Below are 24,475 nucleotides of genomic sequence, written 5' to 3' on the forward strand. Positions count from 1 at the left end.
GATCTAATTAAATGCTATTTTAAAAGTTTATAGGTTTCGGTTGATGTTCCGTAACTGGTTAATATAAGTTCATTATTTATCAATACTGCATGGGTATTACTTCCTTTGACCGATAGACCAGCGTTAGGTTGCGGTAAATATTTAAAATTACCGTCACCAACTCCAAGCAATATTGCTCCATAATTCGCATCAAACTTTCCAATTCTTAATTTGTAGTAGTCGTTGTTACCTAATAGTAATATGTCTTCATTACCATCTTTATTAAAATCTGATGTTATAATTTCAGAGACTGGTGCATATTGAGCTTGTATGGGGAGTTTGGCGGTTTTATACTTTTTACTTGTGGTACTTAACAGTATAGTGGTTTCTTGGTATTTGGCAGTTAATTTTTGTGCCTTTTTTAATTCAGTTTCACTGAATATATCTGTTATCTGAGCTTCGGCATATTTTTCATAACTGTTAAAAAGCTGACGTTTTCCGGCAAGTTGGCCTAATAGTTCATCTCTAGTAACATAGGGGTAGCTAGCGCCATCTGTATTGAAATTTATAATAGGATCTACTGAACCGTTGTGATCAAAGTCTGAATAATACAATTCTGCGGGTGTATCTTTAGTCAATTTGAACTGAGTATTTGTGCCAATATTACCTACTATGAGATCTGGCTTGCTGTCTTTATTTAAATCGGTTATATGAAGACTTGCCCATAAACCAGATAATGATTCATCAAAAAACTGAGCTGTTTCATCACTTAATTTTCCATTCTTATTGAGGTAGATATTAATTGGCATCCATTCGCCAACTACAACTAAATCTTCTTGTTGATCACCATCCATATCTGACCATACTGCATCTGTAACCATTCCAGGTTTTCTAAGCGATGTTTGTATGTTTTCTGTTTGGTCTGTGAATTTACCATTGCCATCATTTATAAGAATGTAACTTCTAGGGATTTCTGGATAGCGCCCAGGGTTTGTATATCCGCCTACAAAAACATCTATAAATGAATCGTTATTTATATCTGAATATGCAACAGAACCTGTGCTCATCAACATTTTTGGTAGGGCGGTCTCAGATTTTTTGAAATTTCCTGTTCCATCACCTAAATACAATCTGTCTTGTAATAAAATGTCATTAGAAGCAAGATTATGATAACCGCCACTGGCAATGTATATATCTAAATTACCGTCATTGTTGATGTCAAATAATGCAATATCAGAATCGAAATGCTGTTGGTCCAACTCAAAGTCCGTATTGGTCTTATTTTGAAATTTACGAGTTGAATTCTGAATAAAGGTCGATGTAGCTTGACCAACACCTCCACCAATGATAACATCTTCTAGTCCGTCATTGTTAATATCACCCTTAGCCATGGGCGGACCATCATGTGATAATTGTTTTAATAAAAGCGATTGCCTTTTAAAGTCATTGACCGAATATGATTGGTGTTTGTAATTTAAGGGACTAGGTACTTTGGAAAATAAGGTTTCTGATTTGTCTTTTAAGATAGCTGATCCACTGGCATTGCTTTCTTCTAATACTAGTAATTGATTAGTGGCAACTTCTCTTAAAGTTTCAGATTTACCTGAATTCCAGTGAATTGTTAAGGAGTCTATAGTGCTAGCATCATTAAAGCCAAAATGTAAGATAGATGAAACGGTTGATAGGTAACCCTGTGTAGGCATTTGCTCTATTACTTGCAATTTTCCATTGCTGTATGCGGTTACTTTTGATCCTATACCTTGGGTGTTTTTGTTAGCACCTTTTAATTGTATATTTATTTGGTTGCTAGTTTCTTTTTTAGTGTCATTTCGGTAAATAAATGCGGGTTTATTTATGTTATTGACCACTAAATCTAAATCGCCATCGTTATCTAAATCAACGTAAATTGAACCATTACTATTTGCTGGTTGATCAATACCTGCCTGTGTGGTATTATCTATGAAATTTAGCCCGTCTTTATTGCTGTAATAGAAGTTGGTTAGGTTAGATGCGGGCATTTCTTTTATCAATTCTAAAACATCTTGTCGTTGTAACCTGCCTTTAGATTGTACATAACTATCCATATAGTTGATGAAATCTAAATTGGTATAGTCCCTGAAATATCCGTTAGAAATAAATAGGTCTTTAAATCCATCATTATCAAAATCTGCAAATAGGGGAGCCCAGCTCCAATCCGTATTAGATATGCCAGATAATTGTCCAATCTCACTGAAGCTATCATCACCATTATTTAATTGTAACATGTTACGCATGTACTGATGGTGAAAACCACTTCTAATATTCAAATCAAATTTTTCATAATTATCAGGAGATAATAATAGTTTTTGGCGTTTGTTATCTTTTGGCAACATATCCAAAGTAAAAATGTCTTGTAGACCATCATTATTAATATCGGCTACATTGTTACCCATAGAGAAGTGACTTGTATGTCCCATTTGGGTGCCTAATTGGTCAGTGAAAGTGCCATTTTTATTGTTGATATATAAATAATCTGGAACAGTGTAATCATTAGAAAGGTAGAAATCTTGCCATCCGTCATTATTAATATCACTAATGCCAATACCTAAACCGTATGTAAGTGAAGAACCACTGATTCCTGCTTTTTCGGTTACGTCAATAAATTTATTGTTCTTTTGTTCAAAGAGACGTGTACCCTGAAAGGGGTCATCTTTCTTTAAAAATTCTTTTGTACTTACTTCATTTAAAACGGGCAATGATTTTGGATTATGATTTAATAAAAGCATATCTAAATCGCCATCTTTATCATAATCAAAAAAATACCCTTGGTTGCTAAATGCGGCCTTTGCTAGACCATATTCTTCAGCTTGTTCTTTAAAAATGGGTACGTTATTATCGTCATTACCTTGGTTTATGAATAGTTGATTTTTACGCTTGGCATCAGGTAATGCACCAGAATAACACAAGTATAGATCTAACTTTCCGTCACCATTAACATCTGCAGAAGTAATACCTGTTTTCCAAGGTCCAGGTCTACCGGCAACTTTAGAAATTGTTGTGACATCTTTAAAGGTAAAATTACCTTCATTTAAATAGAATTTATTTTCACCCATGTTTGAGGTAAAGTATAAATCTTGTAAACCATCATTATTGAAATCTCCTGTAGCAATACCGCCACCGTTGTAAAGGTATTCGTATACTAATACATTGGCATTTAACCCTTCTTTTAAGGTGTTTTGAAAAGTAACCTTTGTTTCACTTTCAGATAAAAGAGTAAAAAGAGAAGGTTTTTCAATGGATTCTGTAGACGAAGAGGCTTCATCTTTTTTAGGGTTCTCAGTACAGCTTTGTTGTAGTAGGAATGTAAAGAGAATTAAGAAGATTTGATTTTTTGTCATTTGTTTAAAAGTAAAAGATCTATTCCAAAAAGGAATAGATCTTTAATTTAACTCAATTTAAACTAAACTAATAACCTGGATTCTGAATCAGTAGGCTATTTCTATTGATTTCATCTCTACTAATAGGCATGAAATACATTTTGTCATCCCAAGTTCTGGTTTCATTATCGTTATTATCAACAACTGTATATGTGTAGTCATACACTGTTGGGTCATATTGATATGGAGATCTTGGAGTAGCACCCGCTTTTAACGTTGCACTAACTTTCATTACTTTAATACCTCTACCTAGTGTTTGGTCTGCTATCATCCATCTTCTGGCATCATGGTATCTATGTTCTTCATAAGCTAATTCAACTCTTCTTTCGTTGATGTAATCTTCTAAAAGTTCGGTTCCAGAAGAATCAAGTGCAGGCATACCCGCTCTAAAACGAATTTTGTTCAACCAGTTTCTAGCTTCGCCTTCATCACCTAATGCGATAGAAGCTTCTACATAATTCAGTACAATTTCTGTATACCTAATAAATGGCCAAGGCACTACCTGAGCACTAGATTGATTGTCCACCAAAGATGGGTCAGAATCAATGAATTTACGTACGTAATATCCTGTTCTACTACCGTTCCAGTTTTCAATTGGCGAATCTCTCATGTCTACACCTGCAATAATACCACCACTACCATCTGCATACGTTCCTGTTTGAATTTCATCATAAGGATCAATAGCGGCTACGTCATCTGGTCTTGGTTTCCAGGCAGCACCGTCGTAAAGAATAGTCGCAGCCAACCTAGGGTCTCTGTTTTCATAAGGTGCAGCTGCATGTTCAGGATTGCTCCAATCAAAATCAGAACCGTCCATCATTTGATAATCATCTACCAATTGTTGAATAGGTGTATTACCTGCCCAGTTATGGTAGCCGTTTGGACCATTATTGATTCCTTGGTGAATACCACCTAAAGGCCAGTTGCTCTCCTGAGTGAATAGAGGTGAGTGTGTTCTTTCAAATATAAGTTCTGATCTAGCAGCGGCATCGCCAACAGCACTTCCACCTCCCATAGCAATGGAGATATAGTTTTGTTTAGCATCTTCTGCAGAAGCAGGCTCTGTTAAATCTAACTTGTAACCAGATGTTGCATCTAATACAGCTTTTGCAGCGGTCCTGGCAGCGCTCCATCTTGCATCTCTGTCCCCAGAGGTATATGCAACTAGTTCTAAATTAGAATATCCACTTAATACAGATGAATTTGCGCTGGCAGTAGGTCCATCGCGTAAATCACTTGCGGCATATGTTAAAACTCTAGATTTTAATCCCATTGCACTTAGCATAGATGCTCTACCTGGAGTAACTTCCTTACTGTCTAGCAATGAAATAGCTTTATCCAGATCGTCAGTAACAAAAGTTACGTTTTCGGCGTACGTACCTCTTGCTATACTGTAATCGTCATCTAAACCATATGGTGCATCAATTAATGGAGCGCCACCATAGTAACGCATTAATTGATGATAGAAATATGCTCTTAAGAAAAGAGCCTCACCTAGTAACCTATCTTTTAAAGTTTGGTCATCAAATGTTGAGTTAGGTAATTCTTGTATAGCAATATTCGCCTTACGTATTGCTGAATATAACTCGTTCCATTGTGGAATGATATTCACATTTCCCGTACCTGACGGTGAAAGTGAACCTTCTGTAATCACATTTACTCCTCTACCGGAGTGTGTAAACATTGCTTCGTCAGTTAATGAAGCTAAGCCTTCCTCTTCAAACCCTCCATAGCCGAGGGATCCATATACGTTAAATACAAAAGCTTGTGCTAATGCACCATCTGCCCATGTAGCATCTGCTGAAATGGAATCTAATGGTTGCGTTTCTAAGAAGTCTTCATTACACGAAATAGGTACTAGCGCCAGCGCCAGCATACCTAAGAGTACTAATTTTCCTTTTTTCATGATTTTTTTTTAAAATGTTAAACTAAAGCCTGTGTTAATAATGGACTGTTGTGGATAGAACTGTCCGTCATTACTAGTCGATTCAGGATCATATATATCTTGAGCCGCCCATGTAGCCAAGTTTAGACCACTCATATATACTTTAAATTTAGATAAGCCAAATTGCTCAATCATTTCTGAAGGGAAGTTATATGCCAATTGAACATTTTTAAGCCTTAGGTAATCTTTGCTAAAAAGATTGTAAGTATTGTTTCCATAATCACCACCAGTATAATAGGTGTCTCCACGACTTGCAAGTCTTGGGTGAACGCTACTTGGGTTATCTGGACTCCATCTATTATCGTAACTGTATTTTAAGAAGTTACCAATATCCCCAGATTCTGTCTGTATAAATAGTTTAGCACCAGTTGCACCTTGTAGTAATACAGAAAGATCAAAGTTTTTGTAAGATGCATTGAAAATGACACCAAAGTTAAAATTAGGATTGATACTATTTTTTAATCTTACTTGGTCCAAATCATTAATGATGCCATCACCATTGATATCTTTGAATTTCATATCACCAGGTTCTAAAGTTGGCTTTACTGCACTATAATCTAAAGGATTAGAGTCTATGGCAGCTTGGTCAATAAAAACTCCGTCAGACTCATAAACTAAATATGATCCAATTGGTTTCCCTTCTTGTAATTGGTAGTCTGGAGCTCCCGGAATTTCATCTAAAAATTCTACGCTGTTTTGTGCATAACCACCGTTTACACCAACATCCCATTTAAAGCCGTCAACATTACCGCCAAAATAGTTTAGTGCAAATTCAAACCCTTCATTATTTACCTTACCGGCATTTACAGGAGGTAATAGTGTAGAAATACCTGATGAGCCTGGTGTTGAACCTGTTTTTTGTATAAGAATTTGATCACGTTTGTTCAAGAAGTATTCTAAAGTAAAACTTAGTTTACCATCAAGCACAATACCATCTAAACCAATGTTATAGTTCTTAGCACGTTCCCAAGTAAAACTAGGGTTAGCCAATAGGTTTTCGAATAAAGTAGTCTGTACTTGACCGTTTATAGGATATTGACCAAATTCATAAATTGATTGGTATGCATACTCTTGTAATTCATCATCAGTAATTTCACCATCACCATTGGTGTCAAAAGAAACTTGGTCATTACCCATTTCACCATAAGAACCTCTAAGCTTTAAATAGCTTATAGAATCAACATTGAACCAATCTTCATTATTAATGTTCCAACCTAGTAATAAACCAGGGAAGAATCCGAAACGATCGTTACCTGGGAAAATATAAGAACCGTCATACCTCCAGATAAACTCAGCTAAATATTTCTCTTTGTAGTTATATTGAGCACGGCCATAATAACCTAAACGTGTTCTATTGTAGCCATAACCATCGGTTTCTTGCGCTATCTCACCACCAACACCTAGTTGATCAACTGCTGTAGACAGATAGTTTCTTCTAAAGGCAGAGAAAAATTCTCCTTGAAAATTTTCACGTGTTACACCTGCCAATAAGTTTATAGTATGATCATCACCAATTGTCTTGTCATAGCTCAATAAACCGGTAAGGTTGGTATTGATTACGTTGTTAGATGATTGTAATAACCTGGCATCCGTAAAGTTTGAACGAATAGAACCACTTAATTCTGGTACACCTGTAGCTATATAGTTAGCACGGTCAAGCGAATAAAGTGTCCAAGGTGTTTGCCATAGTTTTCTACGTAATTGGCTTTGGTCTACACCGGCTAATAAGGTCATTTTTAAACCTTCTACCCAAGGGTTTGTAATGTCTACAGACCCTGTAAATTGTAAGTAGTCTGTTGGTTGTTTGTCATAACCTGTTGCATTGGTGGTAACAACCACAGGCTGTTGACCGTTTTCAATATCAGGACCTGGTAAACCGTTAGGCCATATCGCAGGTTCGTTAGGTCTACCTCTCATTAACATTCTAAAAATAGCACCTGCACCTTCAGTAGGGAAAGTTCTATCTTCTTTTCTGTATCCCATGCTTAGCTTAGTAGACAGATAATCGTTAATTCTAGCATCGGTATTGATTCTGAAATTATACTGTTGGTACCTGTTAGCTGAATTTTTGTAAATAGCACCTTGATCTGCGTAACCAATAGATGCATAATATTTTAAATCTTCACTACCGCCACTAATGGATAGATTGTGTCTTTGTTGTTCTGCCCAATCTTGAAAAGTTGCATCGAACCAATCTGTGTTAGGATATAACCATGGATCTGCATTAGTTCTATGGTTGTTGATGGTCTCTGGGCTAAATGCAGCATTTACCGTTTCTGCAGGGCTACTGCCAGGAATTGTATAACTACCTGATGTCTGAAAAGCTGTATTTGCAGCTCCCCATTGAGCAGATGGTATATTACTATTGTAAATAGCTAATTCGTTCATTATTGTTTGGTATTCTACAGCACTAGCCATTTCTGGTGTTCTTGTAGGTCTCGTAATACCAAAATCTGCCTTATAATTTATTTGCATTTTACCGGCCTTACCACTTTTTGTAGTAACGATAATTGCACCGTTTGCAGCTCTAGCTCCATAAATTGCTGCAGAGGCATCTTTTAGTACAGAGATATTGGCGATATCATCTGCATTAATACGACCTATACCACCATCTCTATCTGGTATACCGTCAATAACAATCAAAGGTTGATTGTTACCCAAAGTGTTTGTACCACGTATACTGATATTGGATTCGTCATTACCCGGTTCACCACTGGTCTGTACAATTACAACCCCAGGTAGTCTACCAGCAAGGGAGTTAGATACACTGATAGCAGGTGAACTCTCAAGCACAGGACCTTGTACTGCGGTAACCGCACCGGTTACGGTTGCTTTTTTCTGAGTTCCGTAACCAACGACTACAACTTCGTCAAGATTGGCAACGTCTTCTTCTAAAGAAATATTAATAGTACTTTGATTGTTTACAGGCACTACGGCGGCTTTAAAACCAATGTAGCTAAATCGTAAACTGGTACTACCATCATCTACGGTAATGGTAAAATTACCGTCAAAATCTGCTTGTACCCCTGTTGTTGGGTTATTTGCATCAATGACCGATACACCCGGTAGCGGCATGTTATCTGAAGCTGATATAACAGTTCCAGAAACGGTTGTCTGTGCGTGGAGACTCAGAAAGAGAAATCCACTGAAAAATAAAATCATCGTTAAGCTCGCATGATTTCGAATCATGGAAAACTTAGGAAAGTTTTTTTGATAATTCATAAAGTTAGTTCTTACAGTTGTTAGTTATTTAAGTTGACATACATATTACAATCTCTTTGAGAAGCTTTTGAGATAAAGAGACTATGATACACTATGCTACTGCAAACAAATATATAAATAAATGTTAATTTAATAAATTTTGATATGATATTTTTTCAAATTGTTATTTAGAACATTAATAATTGTCAATTTACTATCTATTGTTGATTTTGGTGCTAATTGCTTAATTGCTGAAAAAGCCTGTTTTTGTTATGCATCCTAGAGATTCTCAAAATTTTAGGGTTTACGTTTTTGTTTAATTTTCAGGTTTGTATTTGTCAAATAATATTTTTCTGTTCGTGTCCATTCTTAGGTGTCTTCTTTTGCATTATTGTTATGTTGTAGCGTCTTAAATTTTTAGTCAAAAGTTTGATGTCTTTTATTAAATTGTATATTGACAGCTGCAATTTTGATTATAATTTATGCCGGTTATCAGTAAAATTTTAAACCTAACACACCACAATAATCTTACAAAACATGAGCAATTGGTTCAAGGTGTCATTGAATCTATCGAAGAAGGTGAATTAGTCGTTGGGGATCAGCTACCGTCAATAAACATTATGGTAGAGGAGATTGGGTATGCTAGAAAAACAATTTTCAAAGCGTATGAAGAATTAAAGAATAGGGGCTTAATTGAGTCAAGGCAATTAAAGGGGTATTTTGTAATAAGTCAGGCTACGAATATCACTAAAAGAATGGCGTTGCTATTGTTTGCTTTTCAGAGTTACCAAGAGGAATTTTATAAAACATTCAGAAAAGAAATGGGTAAGCGATTTCAAATCGATGTTTTTTTTCACCATAATAATCTTACCGTTTTTGAAACTATTCTTACCAATATAAATGGAAAGTATGGTATGTATGTAATTGCACCTATTCAACATAAGAAAGTAGTGCAGTTGCTGCAAAATATTGAGCCTAAAAAACTATTGATAGTCGATCGATACTTGAATTTAGGAAAGTCATTTTCTTTTATTTCCCAGGAATTCGAAAATGTCATCTATTCCTCATTGGTTCAGCTCCTTCCTGAAATTAGAAAATATGCTAAAATTATACTGTATTTTAATGAGGAGAGTGATTTTTCGCCTATCAGTATTAAAAATACTTTTGAAAGATTCTTGAAAGAGCATTCCGTTAACGGGATAGTAAAGAATAGCTATGAGATAGGTTCTGCTGTTAAGGGCAATCTTTATTTTGCGCTAGGCGATACAATTTTATGGCATATTTTAAGAGATGCGGTACATAAAGAATTGGAAATTGGAGAAGATATTGGTATTCTTTCTCAAAATGACAATGTTTCAAAAGAAATTGTTTTTGGGGGTATTACTACCATTTCTACAGATTTTAATGAAATGGCAAAGCTAGCGGCAAGGCATATTAAAAATGAAAGTACTACTCAGGTCATCGTACCATCTAGGTTAATTAAAAGGTCTTCTTTGTAATATCATTCTATTCATTTTTAGGTTTAGATGCTTATACTGTTTTTTCCTGCTAAACTATTGATTTAGAGTTTTACTTCTTCTAAGGATAAAAGCACCTTGTTTCAGCCATATTTATTCTATTTTTGAAAAAAAATGCTAGTAATGCACACTATTGAAGAATATAGAGATGAGTTTATTGCGTATTTAGACTCTAAGAAAATTACAAAGGAACCTAGAAACCTTTATGAGCCCATTACCTATATTCTTGGTTTAGGTGGAAAGCGCTTAAGACCTGTTTTGGTTTTAATGACTGCAGAGATATTTAAATCAGATTTTAAAAATGCATTAGATGCCGCCTTGGCAATAGAAGTTTTTCATAATTTTTCTCTGGTGCATGATGATATTATGGATGATGCTCCCGTACGTAGAGGGCAAACTACCGTTCATGAAAAATGGGATGTAAATACCGGTATTCTTTCTGGTGATGCTATGCTGATCATGGCTTATCAGCTGTTTGAAAACTATGAGCCTAATGTATTTCGTGATTTGGCAAAGCTTTTTAGTAAAACGGCCTTAGAGGTTTGTGAAGGTCAACAATATGATGTTGATTTTGAAACCCGTGATGATGTTATGTTGCCGGAGTATCTTAAAATGATTGAATACAAAACTGCCGTTCTTGTGGCTGCCGCTTTAAAAATGGGAGCTATTGTTGCCGGTGCACCTGAAGCTGCACAAGAACAAATGTATAATTTTGGACTAAATTTAGGAATAGCCTTTCAATTGCAAGATGATTATTTAGATGTGTTCGGTGATCCAGAAACTTTTGGTAAGCAAGTTGGTGGCGATATTATTGAGAACAAGAAAACATATCTATATCTAAAAGCACTTAATTCAGGTTCTGAAGTGATGACGAAAGAACTAGAGCATTTATATTCTATTCAGCCTAAAGAGGCAGACGCAAAGGTAAAAGCCGTTCGTTCAATTTTTGAAAAAACTGAAGCGGATAAAGCTACTAAAATTGCTATTTCTGATTATACGGCAAAAGCTTTTGAAGTGCTAGATGAAATGGATGTTGAAGAGGAAAATAAAACGTTACTTAGAGAGTTTGGTGAAAATCTAATGAATAGAACTGTTTAAAATAACCTTCTAAACAATGCTTTTATAAATGGTATTTTTGGACAAGAATTGATGTAAATAATATCTTCTTTTAAGCTTGTGTTCTCATCTAAGAATTTAAATACCATTTGTGGTTTTAATGATTTAAAGATAGATTCAAATATACTGTGTCCATTCTCATTGTCATGATGTAGAACATCTAAAAAAAGCATATCATAAAACCAAAATTTGCCTTTTAGTTTTAACTTTTTAAGCGGTTTTCCTTGTTTTATAAGCTCAAGCAATTGAGGTATTTTTTTAGCAGTACTCATTAAGGTATAGCCTGTGCTAGGTTTTGCCCATCCGCCTGCAGTACCAATATATCTAATTCTATTGGTGTGGTGCTCCCTAAAGTCATAAGCTGTCATTGGTATGCTACCAGCTTCTTTTTCAATTATTTCATAGGTATCGCAATTAAATCGCTTTGCTATATAATTCTTTATGGCCTCGTCATATTCTGCTCTTTTTAATAATTTTTCAGAAAACAAGGTATATTCTATCAATGCTGTGTCATTAGAATAGGGTAATACGTACATAAAACGTGTACTCCCTTCTTGGGGAATTGAAAAGTCCATGTATGTGACTTCATTACTATTAAAAATAGGTTTGTCGGTTTTAATTACCCAACCCACAAAATGCTGTTGCAACACCGGATATTTATTTTGCCCAGTTGCCATTTTATAGTCAAAAAGGCTGTTGAATACGTACTTGCCAGAATAAGTATTGTTGGTGGTCTGTACCGTAACTACAGTTTCAGATTCTTTTAAATCTATTAAAGTGTCTTGAACAAAAGTGATGTTAGCCGATGCTTTAACCCTACCTAAATAATGATTGTAGAAATCAATACTTCTGATCATTTTATATGAATACGGACTTATATCTGTTCTTTTCAGCACATCCTCACCTTGAAAGTGAATAGAATTCCATTTTTTATGGATGATAGTTTCGAACTGACCATTGCCTTCTTCCCAAAAACACCATGTTCTATCATTGGTGTCTTTTGCATTTTTGTCAAGCAACAGTATTTTTTTTTGATCAAAAAACGAATCGTTCAACATGGCATCTGCAAGTAATAAACCAGATGCACCTGCGCCAATAATGATATAATCGTATTCGTTCATAGTATTTAAATATCACTCAGAATCTAATACTACTGAGATGCTCAAAAATACGAAATAGCAATTGTCTTTTGTGTTTAATTCAACGTGTAACGTACTCCAAAAAATGATCGTATACCTTGGTTAGGACCATAAACGTAAGATGGATCAAACGTCAACGCATTTGGGTTGTTTGGTGTAGCAACGGCATTACCATTGGCATCAAAGGTAACTTCTTTATCAAAAGGATCGTTTGCTCGGGCAATAATAAAGGGGTTACCGTTATTTGGGGTCCAATCCAATAGATTTTTTACACCACCGTAGAATTCAATATTTTCTATTCCATCATAAGATAATTGTATATTTTGAATACTCCACGCGGGCGAAAAATCGCTTCTTGGATCACTTTCGCCTAAGGTAGGTAGTCGCATAGGTCCATATAAGTTTCCGGTATAATCAATAGTTAGGTCCCAGGTACGGATATCGTAGCTAACGCTCCAGTTTGCTGAATAACTTTCTGTAAGTATCTGTCTTTCTTTTACGCCGTCTTTTGTATTGCTGACATCTTGTAGGGTACCGCCTATCATCAGTTTTAAACCATTGTAGAAAGCTATATCTAGGTTCGCGCTTATTCCTTTTGAAATCGAAGTTCCATTTAAATTATCATATATAATCTGATTAGGATTGGTGTCATAATCAGGAATAATTACATTTTGGAAATTGGTGTAAAAAATAGAGGCATCCAAACCAACGAAAGTACCATTGTCACCGTAAATTTTCTTCAAATAATTTAGGTTGACATTAAACGAACGTTCTGGTTTCAGTTCTTCTGCAATAATAACATCTCTTGATCCGGTTAATGCGGCGTGATCTTCTGTAAATAGATTTACTACCCTAAAACCTGTACCGGCATTTAGGCGAATAATATCATTATCGGTAAACTTGAACCTGTATGCCGCTCTGGGTGTAAATATGTTTCCATGGCGGCTGTCATAGTCATATCTACCCCCTAGAAGTAATGAATGTTTTTTATTGAAAGCTATTTCATCTTGAACAAATAAACTAGGTATTAAAACTTCATCTGGTTCATTTCCCTCTGTACTTAATGTAGCGGGAGTGCTGTCATCATAATAATTGTAGCGTAAGGCAGAACCTGCTAAAAGGCTATGTTTTCCAACAGTTTTGTCCCATGTTAATTGAGTGAAACCTATGCGCTGATCTGCTAGGTAAGGTACATCGCCATAAACCGAATTTTGTTTGTGGTCATTATATGAAAAAGACAGCATCATCTGTTCTTTTACCGGTAATTGGTACTTTCCTAACACTTCCCATCTGCGGGTGTATATACTTTCGCCATATATTTCATCTCCACCTCTAAATTCTGGTGTCCATTGCATTTCTCCTCCCCATCTGTCTTCGTAGAAAAAGCGCCCTGCCAAAGAAAAGATGCGTGAGTTTTTTCTTGTGAAGTTCCATTTTTGAAAAACCGAAATCCGGTCTTGTAGCGTTAGGTCTGTAAAATTATCTCCATTATTATCAATAGGGTTGTCGTACTTGAAATAATTGGCTCCTAAAAGCACATTGGCTTTTTTTCCTACATTGAATTTTGTTCCTACATCCAGATTAAATTCTCCCCAATCTGTTACAAAACTATCTGCAAAAAACTTAGGTGCTGTTAAATTGTTTTTGGTGATGATATTTATGAGTCCGCCAACAGCTTCACTGCCATATAGGGTAGAAGCAGGACCCTTAACTACTTCAATTTGTTCAATAAGAGAGTTGGGTATTCCAGATAGGCCGTACACGGTTCCCAAACCGCTTACAATGGGCATACCATCAATCAATACCAATGTATACGGACCTTCTAATCCATTAATATGAATATCACCCGTATTACAAACGTTACAGTTGATTTGGGGTCTTACTCCGTTTACGTTTTGTAAAGCCTCAAAAATACTTGCCGTTGGGTTTTTTTTGAAGAAAGTGGGTTTGTAAACTTCTACCGGCACCGGACTCTCTAACCTACTTACCGGTTTTAAAGTTCCGGTAACGACCATTTCATCTAAAGATTCTGTAGAGGGTGATAGGCTAATGTTCAAATTTTTATCCTCACCTGCAGATATCGTAAATGTTTTGTAAAATTTCTCAAAACCTATGTTAGAGGCAATAAGGGTGTGTCTTCCCGATGGGACATTCTTTAAAGAATAATTTCCGTTCTCATCTGAGGCAGTACCAATTTGGGTGCCCTTCAAATAAATATTTACATAAACTTCTGGAACCCCATTTGAAGATATTGTTCCAGATATGGTAGAATTCTGCGCGCTTATTATCCCGAAAGAAAAAATAGAACAAGCAAAAAATAATATTCTAATCATCTAAAATTAATTTTAGACAAAACTAAAAAATTGTTTTTACGTATAAAAATGTATTTTTGTGTTATTATTGTTTTGAAATGACATTATCAGAGGAAGATTACATAAAAACTATTTATCACTTGAGCGACTTCAACAGTAAATCTGTTGCTACAAATGCTATTGCTGAGCAGATGAATACGAAACCATCATCAGTTACTGATATGGTTAAGAAATTATCTGAAAAATCTTTAGTGAACTATAAAAAGTACCAAGGCGTTTTACTTTCAGAGAAAGGAAGGCTGGTAGCACTTTCTATTATTAGAAAACACCGTTTATGGGAAGTGTTTTTAGTGGATAAGCTAAATTTTTCTTGGGATGAGGTGCACGTAGTGGCAGAACAATTAGAGCATATAAAGAGCGATGCTTTAATAGATAAGCTAGATGCCCATTTAGGTTACCCAAAAGTTGATCCTCATGGTGATCCAATACCGAATAAAGACGGAGTGTTCACCAAATCTGTCAAAAAATTAATAAGCGAATTACCAGTTGGTAGTCAAGGGGTGTGTGTAGGTGTGAACGATTCTTCGGCAGCGTTTTTAAAATTTTTAGACAAGAATAAAATCGCACTGGGCGATACTTTTAAGGTTTTGGAAATTGAAGAGTTTGACGGCTCTGTAACTATTTCAACAAGGTCAGGCTCCATTCGCATTTCTAAACAAATAGCAACAAATTTATTTTTAGAGATTGTAGATGAAGAATAGGTTTTAAACCATTGAATTAATAAGATTATGAATGAAATTATAGTGTATTTTGAATCGATAGACCCGGTATTAGCTGCATTTTATGCAACATTGTTTACATGGGGACTAACAGCTGCGGGTGCTGCTTTGGTATTTCTGTTTAAAACGATGAACCGTGCCGTTTTAGATGGTATGTTAGGTTTTACTGGTGGTGTAATGGTTGCGGCAAGTTTTTGGAGCTTACTGGCACCTGGTATTGAAATGAGTCCCGGTGAAGGTTTTGTAAAGGTTATACCGGCAGCAATTGGCTTTTTTCTAGGTGCTATGTTCATATTTGGGTTAGATAAGGTATTACCACACCTGCATATTAATTTTAAGGAAAGCGAAGCGGAAGGTGTAAAAACTCCTTGGCGTAGAACTACCTTGTTGACCTTGGCAATTACCCTACATAACATACCTGAAGGTTTAGCGGTAGGTGTTCTCTTTGGTGGTGTAGCGGCTGGTTTTGACGGGGCTTCAATTGGCGGTGCCGTTGCATTGGCTTTGGGTATAGGTTTACAGAATTTTCCTGAAGGTTTTGCCGTTGCTATGCCTTTGCGTAGACATGGTTTAAGCAGAACAAAGAGTTTTATGTTCGGTCAGGCATCTGCGCTTGTAGAACCTGTAGCCGCTGTATTAGGAGCTTGGGCTGTAATGACTTTTCAGCCTATTTTACCTTATGCACTTTCATTTGCAGCGGGCGCAATGATTTTTGTTGTGGTTGAAGAGGTAATACCAGAAACGCAGCAAGATAAATACACTGATATTGCTACAATGGGCTTCATTGGCGGCTTTATTATCATGATGACATTAGATGTTGGTCTAGGTTAAGACTAAAGTGTTTCAATACTAAAATAATTTAATACCGGTTTTAGCGTTTAAGGCAATAGTATTGTTAACTTGATACTTTAATTTTTTATGCAATCTTCTAAGAAAAATTGGATTTGGACAATTACTTTGATCGTGACGGTTATTTGTTGTGCGGCCGTTTTAATACTTCATGTTAAGAACTGGGTATCTAATGATGATAATAGTCTTGGTCTACGCTCCGGGTTTTACAATGTTGAAATTCCTTTAAGTGAATTGGACAGTGTTGCGTTTGTGGAGAGAATACCACCAATGCAGCGTTTGCATGGTTTTTCTGCCTTAGAGAAGGAAAAAGGTGTATTTAGAGAGTTTAAAGATTCTTTGACCGATAAAAAAGTATATGTATTTGTCGATAATATCAATCAGAATAAACTAAAGTTGGTCTATAAAGATTCTAGCTATGTATACTTTAACTTAAAAGATAGCGTTGAAACTGTTCAATTGTTTCAGAAACTTAGCTCAAGAACAGGAGCTTTAAGCGAGCCTAATTAAGATCGATTTATAATGATTTAAAAAAAGCTTAAAGATTACATTAGTTTTGGCATAACAATTGAAACTATTTTTGACTCGATAATCTAGATTATAAATATTTAGACGCTTGCGTCTAAATCTAAATAAAGTTTTTAATTTAATGCTTCTGTGGCTTGCCAAGAAGTTGTGTAAATTTAGATAGCACCCATGATTAAAAAGAATCTTTTAGCACTATTAGTAATAGGTTTATTATCTACAGGTCTTTTTGCACAACATAATGTGAGTATAAATATTGACGGCGTCACTTCTGAAAAGGGAAATATCTGTTTTGCCGTTTATAATAATGAAGGTTCTTTTTTAAAGTTTGATGAGGTCTATAAATCAGGTTTTGAAAAGGCTGTAAAAGGCAAGACGGCTTTTGATATTAAAGACCTTCCTGAAGGGGAGTATGCTATTGCTATTTTTCATGATGCCAACGGCAATAAAAACTTAGATACCAATATGCTTGGCATCCCAAAAGAACAAATTGCTTTTTCTAAAGGAAAAATGAAAATGTTTGGTCCGCCAAAATATAAGGAATGTGCATTTACCGTAAATTCACATATGGAGATGAATATTAGGTTGAACTAATGTTTAATAACTAGTTATCTTAATAACACCATTAGAGCCTTGTGTGCCATAACCTGCAGCATCTGCACCAGATAGAATTATAATTTTCTTTACGTTATAACTGTCTATAAGCTCGTTAACTGAAAGAAACGAATTTCCTATAACCTGATTGTTTAAAACGTATAAAGGCTCCTGATTTCCGCTTGAATCAAACGAGTTTGCGGTCTTGTTTAAAATAGGAACGTTGTTTTGAAGCACTACGCCAGGCTTCTGTCGAATACGTTGTAATAGAGAAACATTCGCTCTATTCTTTTCCCTTAACTCGTTATCTAAAGAAGATGTATTACCGCTCGTATTTTTTACAGGTCCACAACTGCTCATTAAAATGAATATTATACTATAGATTAAGAGATGCGATTTCATAGTTTATAAGATTATACTTTCTGTAATTTATGAAATAATAGGAGATGACAGTATCTTTGAAATAAAAAGATATGGTTTTAGTAGCGCAATTGACAGGTGCTTTATTAGGTTTGCTAGCAGTTGTATTTGGTGCTTTTGGAGCACATTTGCTTAAGAAAACATTTACTGCAGATCAATTAAATAGTTTTGAAACTGGAGTAAAATACCAAATGTATCATGCGCTATTGATACTGATGTTAAGCTTTAATTTAAACTTAGAAACGGGACTAGAAAAAGCAATTATCTACTGCTTAATTATAGGGACAATTCTTTTTTCTTTTAGTATCTACGGTTTGTGTATTTCTGCATCCAAAGGAAACAAAATAAAATTATTAGGTCCAATAACCCCACTTGGCGGACTCTTTTTAGTATTAGGTTGGGGGTTATTGTTCTATAATTTTATTAAAAATCTAGTTTAATCTATAATAGACGCAGCCCTAAATTCTTTAATAGCAGTATTAGGTTCTATTATGGCATAACCCTCCCAGAAAGTTGGGTCGTATTTAGGCATATAAGTTGGTGATACAGTATTATTTTCTGTAAAGCCATCATAGCTAGATTGATCAATGTTGTTAGAGTCAAATACTATAAGTTCATTTTTTTCTGTTCCTATTATCACAAAGTCCATATCGCCAGAGAGCTCGTTCTGCTTATTTTTTCCTTTTACAATTTTATTCTTTTCAATTATTTTGAGCGGCCTTTTAACGCCAACTCTCATACCGCTTTCAGACTCTAAATAACGTAAGCTATAATGGTTGTCTTTATTTTTGTTATATATTATTTTTCCTTTAGATAAATAATAGTTTGTAGAAATGCCCAGTAAATTAAATTTTTTAGTTGGTTTAACATTAGTGTAATCTATTTGAACTACCGCAAAATCTTCAGCGTTTACATAAAGTGTTCCTTCATAATCTGAAGATCCACTTGGTTGAAATGAGATTACGTAAACCGCATCATCACCTAAATATGTAAATTCTTGAAGTGTATAATCGTATTTTCTGGTTTTAAGGATGAAATTTAGTTTGCTATCTTCTTCTGTAGGTAGACTAAGGAAAATATCATTGAGCTGATTCTTTTTCCATTTAGCATAATTTTTCTGCCGTTCTTCTTTGTCTTTTTTTCTCTTTTCTAATTCTTCGTTTGCAGCTGCCACCTCAGAAGAATCAACTTCAGTCTCTAAAAGTTCGCTTACTTCGTCAGCATCTATTTTAGTGCCAAATAAACCAGATTTAATCTTGAAATAGGAACCCGGTTTAACATTGTTTCTCAATATTTCATTAAATTTTTCTTCTAATTTTTCGGCATCTAGTTCGTTGCTTTTGTCAAATAACTTGGAAGCTTTAAGAAGGTCTAATTTTAATAATTCTTTACTTGGGTCGCCATATAGATCTCCTACTATTTCAGAATAATAGGTGTCGCTTTTTGGAACGGTATTTATAACACTATCAATGAATTGTTGGTTCAATACATCTATGGAAGATTTTTTGACCTTAAAGTCACTTTTGGTCCACCTATCCGTGTTAGTTGTTCTATGAAAAAGCCTTTTTTTGGATAAATTATTAGCGTAATTTTTTTCTAGATTTTCTTCCACAAAATCCATTATCTCGTCAGCTGTGTAATTCTTGTTTGAGACGATAACTTCTCTCAATTCTATTGCTTTTGGGACTAGGGAAATTTTAGTGGATGTAAATTCAGCTATTGGTCTGGTCAATGTTTCATACCCCATTGAGGATACGGTGAGGGAGTCAGATTCAGTAATAGCTTCGTCGAATATTAAGTTGAAATTACCTTCTTCGTTGGTTATTGCCCAGTTCTCTTTTAATTGAACAGAGGCAAAAGGTATGGGTTGTTGACTTACACTATCTATTACCGTAGCACTTAAGCTTTGTGCGTTGGTGTGAAATAGGTTGAATAATAAAAAAGTAAAAATGGGTAATAAAATTGGTCTAGTGTTCATAGTGTTAGATTATTCCTACGCAATCTAGACGAACAAGAGTAAGTATCGTTACAATTTTAGAAATTGTTATGAACGTTTTAGAAAAAAATTAACAGAACTAAGATTTAGTGACAGCCACAATCTCCTTGGCCACAGCCTTTTGAATTACTCTTTTTGCCAGCCCAGATAGATTTAGGAAGTAAAAATTTATTCACCAAATATAATGCAGAAATAGCAACGGTAATATAAACTAATATGTGTTGTAGAATGTCCATATTTATTTTAATAATTGATAAGCTATTAAAGCTACAATATACGCAAAAAGGCTCATAAATACTAGTTGACCAGCTGGCCATTTCCAAGAATTGGTTTCCTTTTTTACTACGGCCAATGTGCTCATACATTGCATAGCAAATGCATAGAATAAAAGTAATGAAACACCAGATGCCAAATTGAAAAGTGGTTTGTTCGTTCTTGTATTTACTTCAGCCGCCATTCTATTCTTAATAGTCTCTTCCTCATCATTACCTACGCTATAAATAGTAGCCAGTGTACCTACAAAAACTTCTCTTGCGGCAAATGATGTAAGTACGGCAATACCAATTTTCCAGTCATAGCCTAAAGGCCTTACAATGGGTTCAATAGCTTTGCCCATATAGCCCATGTAGGAGTGTTCTAGTTTGTAACCGGCTATCTCTTGTGCCAAGGCACGATCTTCTAGTTCTTTGCGCGCTAATGCGCCAGACCCTTCGTCAGCAGTTGTGCCATTTTGATGCGTCTCAAAATATATTTCGCTACTTGCACTAAAACCATTTTCCTGTACTCTATTTGTTACAATGGTTTCTGCATTTTTAAATTCGTCAGAGAATCCGTTAGAACCTAAAAACCATAGTATAATTGATATGGCCAAAATTATTTTACCAGCTCCAAATACAAAGCTCTTTGTTTTTTCTAGTACAGTGTACCCTACATTTTTTAGTAATGGTAATTTGTAATTAGGCATTTCTACCACAAAGAAAGATTTGCTCTTGATTTTTAAAATCTTGTTTAAAATAACTGCAGATAAAATAGCAGCACCAAACCCCATTAAGTATAATGACATTAAAGTCAGGGCTTTATAACTAAGCCCCAGGAAACTACCTTCCGGTATTACTAATGCTATAATTATCAAATACACAGGTAGCCTTGCAGAACAAGTAGTAAAAGGCGTTACCAAAATGGTAATTAATCTTTCTTTCCAGTTTTCAATAGTTCTGGTTGCCATAACGGCTGGTATTGCACAAGCGGTACCTGAAATTAACGGAACCACACTTTTACCGCTCAACCCAAACGGACGCATAATTCTGTCCATTAAAAAGACTACCCTGCTCATATAGCCTGTTTCTTCAAGTAAGGCTATAAACAAGAACAAAAATGCTATTTGAGGTATGAATATGACGATACCACCAATACCGGCTAAAATACCCTCTGCTATTAAGTTGGTGAAAACGCCTGGCGGTAAGGTGTCTTTTACCCATTCTGTAGCCGATGCAAAGAAACCGTCAATTAAATCCATTGGGTACTCGCTCCACCCATATATTGCTTGAAAAATGGTAAGCAGTATTAAAAAGAAGATTACGTAACCAAAAACTTTATGTGTCAGAACCTTATCTAAAGTGGCTCTAAAACCTTTTGCGGCATTGGCATCTACTTTATAGGTTTCTTTTAAAATGCCGTTGATAAACTGATAGCGTAAAATGGTCTCTTTTTGTTGAAGACGTTTAAGCTCAGATTTAGATTTTGTGGTAAAAGAAGAAGTGTCTTTTATAAGCGTCTTCTCTAAAGGCATGAAATTTACATCTTGGGTAATCACCAGCCAAAGCTTATAAACATCTTCTTTTGGAAAAGCTTCTTTTAAACTTGCAAAGTATTCTGGTGCAATAACAGATGTATCTACATTTTGCGTTTTAGAAAGGTTTTTATAGTCGGCAATTAATTCGCGTAATCGCTCAATACCTGTTTCTTTACGAGTGCTGACTAATGCAATTTTTGAGTTTAATTTCTTTTCTAATAATTCAATATCAATCGTAATACCTTTACGAGACATACGATCCGCCATATTGATCACCAATATGGTAGGGATTTTTAAATCTTTTATTTGGGTAAAGAGTAAAAGGTTTCTCTTTAGGTTCTCAACATCAGAAACAACAATGGCAACATCTGGGTGGTCTTTATCATTTTTGTTTAAAAGAAGTTCTACAGCTACACTTTCATCTAATGAGGTAGTGTTTAAACTGTAGGTTCCTGGTAGGTCTAAAATATGAGCTTTTACACCTCTGGGTAGTTTACAGATTCCTTCTTTTTTCTCGACCGTAATACCTGGGTAGTTACCTACTTTTTGATTTAACCCGGTTAGTTGATTAAAAACCGAAGTTTTACCGGTATTGGGATTGCCTATTAGGGCTACATTAATTTGTTTACTCATACTACAGCATTATCTTCTATAATATCAAGTGCTATATGTAAGGCCATCTCTCTTCTAATGGCAATATGAGATCCGTTGACATTAATGTAAATTGGATCCTTTAAAGGTGCTACTTGTACCAATTCTACCTCATTTCCGGGTAGACACCCAAGTTCTAAAAGCTTGATTGGCAGTAGGTCTTCAGTGAATTCTTTGATAATTCCCTTTTGACCTCTCTTTAAATCTGCAACAGTAGTTTCCAATTTTTATTTAGATTCATTATAAGTAAGGCAAAAGTAATGGAAATATACTTATTCCCTATACTTTTTAGAATAATTAACTACTAGTTTATTGGGTGAATAGCTATTAAGGTTATCCATGTTTTACAAATTTAAATTCATGAAATATTATTTTAACATATTCGTTGAATAGTTGTCTCTTGTTAATATATAAGATTTATACCACTAGGTTCATGTGGTTTTAAATTATGCTTAGGTGGTTTCAACGACTAAATAACAACAACAACAATAACTTTTGGTCCACAAAAAGCATTACAAATATTACGGAAGGCAAGACAAGAATAATCAACTTAATTAAATTTATAAACAACCAATCATGAAAAAACCATTACTAGTATTGTTCCTTTTTGGAACACTCTCAATTTTTGGACAGTCTACCAAAGGAAAGAACATTACAGTCGCAATTCCTAGTTATGCGAAAAAACCTGTTCCCAAAAATGTAAATACATATATGGGTGCCTTTGCAAACTCTAAGGATGCCGCTTTACCGTTTACTGAAGAAGCGTTTAATAATGCTTTGAAATTTCAAGATTTTACGAAATTAACAGATGAAAACGGAACGCCAGATTTTCTTTTTGCTTTAAAAGGATTGACTATCAAAGATCTTGATATGAAATTTACTCGAAATAGGAGTGAAGAAAAATACAGCGTATCAATTGTGCCTAATTCAGATGCTGCCATATCGGTTTTGACTATGCTGAACGGAGAAAGCGTACATTATAATCGTATTCCCGTGCTTGCAAAGGCAGACCCACAGGGTAAAATTATTCCTGAGGTTATTACATTTGATTTTGAAGAAGAAGAAAAATTCTTGATTATTATAGGCGATGATAATGTTAAGGGAACTCCATATTTAGTTGAAGAATATTTAAGAAGAAGTCTTGGAGAAAACTTTTTAGCCAAGAAATTGACTCCATTACTTTATGCGGATTATGATAATAGATCTAATAGCGAAGCAGAAAAGTTTTATTTTATAAAAGATAAGAAAACAGAAGGTCTAGAAGATGAAACAAAAGCTAAGGTTATGGCTTTTGAAGAAATGTCTGCCGCTTTTACCAATATAGAAGAATTAAGAGCAGGTAAAGAACAATTACAATCTTTTAGAACGTATTGGGAAGAAAAATTGGCTACGTATGACCTATCAAGTAAAGCTGGTAAAAAAGCAGGATGGGGACTAATTATGAACCTATATAACGTTGCGTTGATGCAAGAAGATTTTAAGGCTGCATCTAAGTATATGGATATGGCTTTGGAGACTGAAGAAAAGAAATGGATAACAAAAGCCAAAAGAAACGCTTTCAATAAGCATTATGAAAGGTATACTTTTAATTATGATACGGCTACAGGTAAGCGTATCTATTCTGAAGGGTATACTGTTGATCCAGTTTTAGCTGAAATTGCAAGAAAAGAAACCATTGAAGGTAATAATATCGATAATGAGGTAGGTTATGTAATTAAAGATGATGGTGAAAAGATGGAAGGTAAAATTTCCATGCGTTTTTCACCTCCGGGAAAAGAAGCTGAAGGTGGTACTATGTTGGATGTTAGTGGCGATACTACAGCGAAAAGAGTTACCGTAACTTACGTTAATGCAAAAGGTAAGACTAAAAACTCGTCTTTAAAATGTAAAGAGGTCTCTGAAATAGTAATTGAAGATAAAGTGTTTGAGCCCGTTAATCCTAAAAAAGGCTTTATCAAATCTACAGAGGCTGGTCTGTCTGGGTTTAATTTAAATAGTACGATTTTTATGCAACGTGTATTCACTGGTACTGGTATAAAACTATTTAAAGATTTAACGGATGTTGATACATATTACTTTAGTATAGATGGCGTTAAAAAGGCTGAAACAGCTAGTGCAGAATTTTTTGCTAGTTGTCCAGTACTTGCAGATCGTATTGATAGTGGTGAGTTTTCAAAATCTGAAGAAGATCAGATAAAGATTGCAAAAGCATTTTCAGAAGCTTGTAAATAAATTCTAAATATT

17 protein-coding genes are annotated in these 24,475 nt (G+C 35.0%); 8 read left to right on the forward strand and 9 right to left on the reverse strand.

All coding sequences use genetic code 11. The features are described from left to right. Nucleotides 1-14 precede the first annotated feature (14 nt). The 3 genes from PXD56_RS01870 to PXD56_RS01880 all read right to left on the reverse strand — a co-directional run bounded on the left by PXD56_RS01870 (nucleotide 15) and on the right by PXD56_RS01880 (nucleotide 8,502). A complete protein-coding gene (locus tag PXD56_RS01870) occupies nucleotides 15-3,356 on the reverse strand; it encodes a VCBS repeat-containing protein (RefSeq protein ID WP_276491658.1) in 3,342 nt (1,113 codons plus the stop codon). A gap of 67 nt (nucleotides 3,357-3,423) precedes the next feature. Beyond that, on the reverse strand, nucleotides 3,424-5,301 hold the full coding sequence (locus PXD56_RS01875) for a RagB/SusD family nutrient uptake outer membrane protein (RefSeq protein ID WP_276491659.1): 1,878 nt from the start codon (nucleotides 5,299-5,301) through the stop codon (nucleotides 3,424-3,426). Between the two features lie 9 nt (nucleotides 5,302-5,310). Beyond that, a complete protein-coding gene (locus tag PXD56_RS01880) occupies nucleotides 5,311-8,502 on the reverse strand; it encodes a SusC/RagA family TonB-linked outer membrane protein (RefSeq protein ID WP_276491660.1) in 3,192 nt (1,063 codons plus the stop codon). 521 nt (nucleotides 8,503-9,023) lie between these two features. On the opposite strand from PXD56_RS01880, the gene PXD56_RS01885 reads away from it, so the two are divergent. Beyond that, entirely contained in the window at nucleotides 9,024-10,040 is a 1,017-nt protein-coding gene (locus tag PXD56_RS01885; RefSeq protein ID WP_276491661.1) for a GntR family transcriptional regulator, read from the forward strand. Between the two features lie 141 nt (nucleotides 10,041-10,181). Further along, on the forward strand, nucleotides 10,182-11,156 hold the full coding sequence (locus PXD56_RS01890; RefSeq protein ID WP_276491662.1) for a polyprenyl synthetase family protein: 975 nt from the start codon (nucleotides 10,182-10,184) through the stop codon (nucleotides 11,154-11,156). On the opposite strand, the gene PXD56_RS01895 is transcribed toward PXD56_RS01890, so the two are convergent. Further along, a complete protein-coding gene (locus tag PXD56_RS01895; RefSeq protein WP_276491663.1) occupies nucleotides 11,153-12,295 on the reverse strand; it encodes a lycopene cyclase family protein in 1,143 nt (380 codons plus the stop codon). The two genes, PXD56_RS01890 and PXD56_RS01895, sit on opposite strands and share 4 nt — an antisense overlap. Nucleotides 12,296-12,369: 74 nt before the next feature. Next, a complete protein-coding gene (locus PXD56_RS01900) occupies nucleotides 12,370-14,646 on the reverse strand; it encodes a TonB-dependent receptor (protein WP_276491664.1) in 2,277 nt (758 codons plus the stop codon). A gap of 77 nt (nucleotides 14,647-14,723) precedes the next feature. On the opposite strand from PXD56_RS01900, the gene PXD56_RS01905 reads away from it, so the two are divergent. From PXD56_RS01905 to PXD56_RS01920, 4 genes are all read left to right on the forward strand, one after another. Further along, entirely contained in the window at nucleotides 14,724-15,386 is a 663-nt protein-coding gene (locus PXD56_RS01905) for a metal-dependent transcriptional regulator (protein WP_276491665.1), read from the forward strand. 27 nt (nucleotides 15,387-15,413) lie between these two features. Continuing rightward, nucleotides 15,414-16,235, forward strand: a complete 822-nt coding sequence (locus PXD56_RS01910) for a ZIP family metal transporter (protein ID WP_276491666.1) — start codon at nucleotides 15,414-15,416, stop codon at nucleotides 16,233-16,235. An 87-nt stretch (nucleotides 16,236-16,322) separates the two neighbouring features. Further along, a complete protein-coding gene (locus PXD56_RS01915; protein ID WP_276491667.1) occupies nucleotides 16,323-16,763 on the forward strand; it encodes a PH domain-containing protein in 441 nt (146 codons plus the stop codon). Between the two features lie 186 nt (nucleotides 16,764-16,949). After that, the gene (locus PXD56_RS01920) at nucleotides 16,950-17,372 is read left to right on the forward strand and encodes a DUF2141 domain-containing protein (protein ID WP_276491668.1); all 423 of its coding nucleotides are present in this window, start codon (nucleotides 16,950-16,952) and stop codon (nucleotides 17,370-17,372) included. Nucleotides 17,373-17,375: 3 nt separating this feature from the next. Here PXD56_RS01920 and PXD56_RS01925 read toward each other — a convergent pair whose 3' ends face one another. Beyond that, nucleotides 17,376-17,774: a TonB-dependent receptor plug domain-containing protein gene (locus tag PXD56_RS01925; protein WP_276491669.1), complete on the reverse strand. Its 399-nt coding sequence runs from the start codon at nucleotides 17,772-17,774 to the stop codon at nucleotides 17,376-17,378. A 71-nt stretch (nucleotides 17,775-17,845) separates the two neighbouring features. Between PXD56_RS01925 and PXD56_RS01930 the strand changes: the two genes are divergently transcribed. Next, nucleotides 17,846-18,232, forward strand: a complete 387-nt coding sequence (locus tag PXD56_RS01930) for a DUF423 domain-containing protein (RefSeq protein ID WP_276491670.1) — start codon at nucleotides 17,846-17,848, stop codon at nucleotides 18,230-18,232. On the opposite strand, the gene PXD56_RS01935 is transcribed toward PXD56_RS01930, so the two are convergent. From PXD56_RS01935 to PXD56_RS01945, 3 genes are all read right to left on the reverse strand, one after another. Beyond that, on the reverse strand, nucleotides 18,229-19,770 hold the full coding sequence (locus tag PXD56_RS01935) for a carboxypeptidase-like regulatory domain-containing protein (protein ID WP_276491671.1): 1,542 nt from the start codon (nucleotides 19,768-19,770) through the stop codon (nucleotides 18,229-18,231). The two genes, PXD56_RS01930 and PXD56_RS01935, sit on opposite strands and share 4 nt — an antisense overlap. Before the next feature lie 256 nt (nucleotides 19,771-20,026). After that, the gene (gene feoB / locus PXD56_RS01940) at nucleotides 20,027-22,213 is read right to left on the reverse strand and encodes a ferrous iron transport protein B (protein WP_276491672.1); all 2,187 of its coding nucleotides are present in this window, start codon (nucleotides 22,211-22,213) and stop codon (nucleotides 20,027-20,029) included. Further along, the gene (locus PXD56_RS01945; protein ID WP_276491673.1) at nucleotides 22,210-22,455 is read right to left on the reverse strand and encodes a FeoA family protein; all 246 of its coding nucleotides are present in this window, start codon (nucleotides 22,453-22,455) and stop codon (nucleotides 22,210-22,212) included. Before PXD56_RS01945 ends, feoB begins: the two co-directional genes overlap by 4 nt. Nucleotides 22,456-22,807: 352 nt before the next feature. On the opposite strand from PXD56_RS01945, the gene PXD56_RS01950 reads away from it, so the two are divergent. Beyond that, nucleotides 22,808-24,463, forward strand: coding sequence for a hypothetical protein (locus PXD56_RS01950; RefSeq protein ID WP_276491675.1), 1,656 nt, complete (start codon nucleotides 22,808-22,810; stop codon nucleotides 24,461-24,463). Nucleotides 24,464-24,475 lie beyond the last annotated feature (12 nt).

Origin of the sequence: Maribacter zhoushanensis (genome assembly GCF_029350975.1) — a bacterium.
GTDB classification, from domain to species: Bacteria; Bacteroidota; Bacteroidia; order Flavobacteriales; family Flavobacteriaceae; genus Maribacter; species Maribacter zhoushanensis.

Bases quoted from the DNA above. Each gene is read 5' to 3' on its own strand.
- PXD56_RS01935 (WP_276491671.1), bottom strand. From the start codon at position 19,770: ATGAACACTAGACCAATTTTATTACCCATTTTTACTTTTTTATTATTC.
- PXD56_RS01895 (WP_276491663.1), bottom strand. From the start codon at position 12,295: ATGAACGAATACGATTATATCATTATTGGCGCAGGTGCATCTGGTTTA.
- feoB (WP_276491672.1), bottom strand. From the start codon at position 22,213: ATGAGTAAACAAATTAATGTAGCCCTAATAGGCAATCCCAATACCGGT.
- PXD56_RS01910 (WP_276491666.1), top strand. From the start codon at position 15,414: ATGAATGAAATTATAGTGTATTTTGAATCGATAGACCCGGTATTAGCT.
- PXD56_RS01950 (WP_276491675.1), top strand. From the start codon at position 22,808: ATGAAAAAACCATTACTAGTATTGTTCCTTTTTGGAACACTCTCAATT.
- PXD56_RS01870 (WP_276491658.1), bottom strand. From the start codon at position 3,356: ATGACAAAAAATCAAATCTTCTTAATTCTCTTTACATTCCTACTACAA.
- PXD56_RS01885 (WP_276491661.1), top strand. From the start codon at position 9,024: ATGCCGGTTATCAGTAAAATTTTAAACCTAACACACCACAATAATCTT.
- PXD56_RS01905 (WP_276491665.1), top strand. From the start codon at position 14,724: ATGACATTATCAGAGGAAGATTACATAAAAACTATTTATCACTTGAGC.
- PXD56_RS01930 (WP_276491670.1), top strand. From the start codon at position 17,846: ATGGTTTTAGTAGCGCAATTGACAGGTGCTTTATTAGGTTTGCTAGCA.
- PXD56_RS01925 (WP_276491669.1), bottom strand. From the start codon at position 17,774: ATGAAATCGCATCTCTTAATCTATAGTATAATATTCATTTTAATGAGC.
- PXD56_RS01875 (WP_276491659.1), bottom strand. From the start codon at position 5,301: ATGAAAAAAGGAAAATTAGTACTCTTAGGTATGCTGGCGCTGGCGCTA.
- PXD56_RS01890 (WP_276491662.1), top strand. From the start codon at position 10,182: ATGCACACTATTGAAGAATATAGAGATGAGTTTATTGCGTATTTAGAC.
- PXD56_RS01900 (WP_276491664.1), bottom strand. From the start codon at position 14,646: ATGATTAGAATATTATTTTTTGCTTGTTCTATTTTTTCTTTCGGGATA.
- PXD56_RS01920 (WP_276491668.1), top strand. From the start codon at position 16,950: ATGATTAAAAAGAATCTTTTAGCACTATTAGTAATAGGTTTATTATCT.
- PXD56_RS01915 (WP_276491667.1), top strand. From the start codon at position 16,323: ATGCAATCTTCTAAGAAAAATTGGATTTGGACAATTACTTTGATCGTG.
- PXD56_RS01880 (WP_276491660.1), bottom strand. From the start codon at position 8,502: ATGATTTTATTTTTCAGTGGATTTCTCTTTCTGAGTCTCCACGCACAG.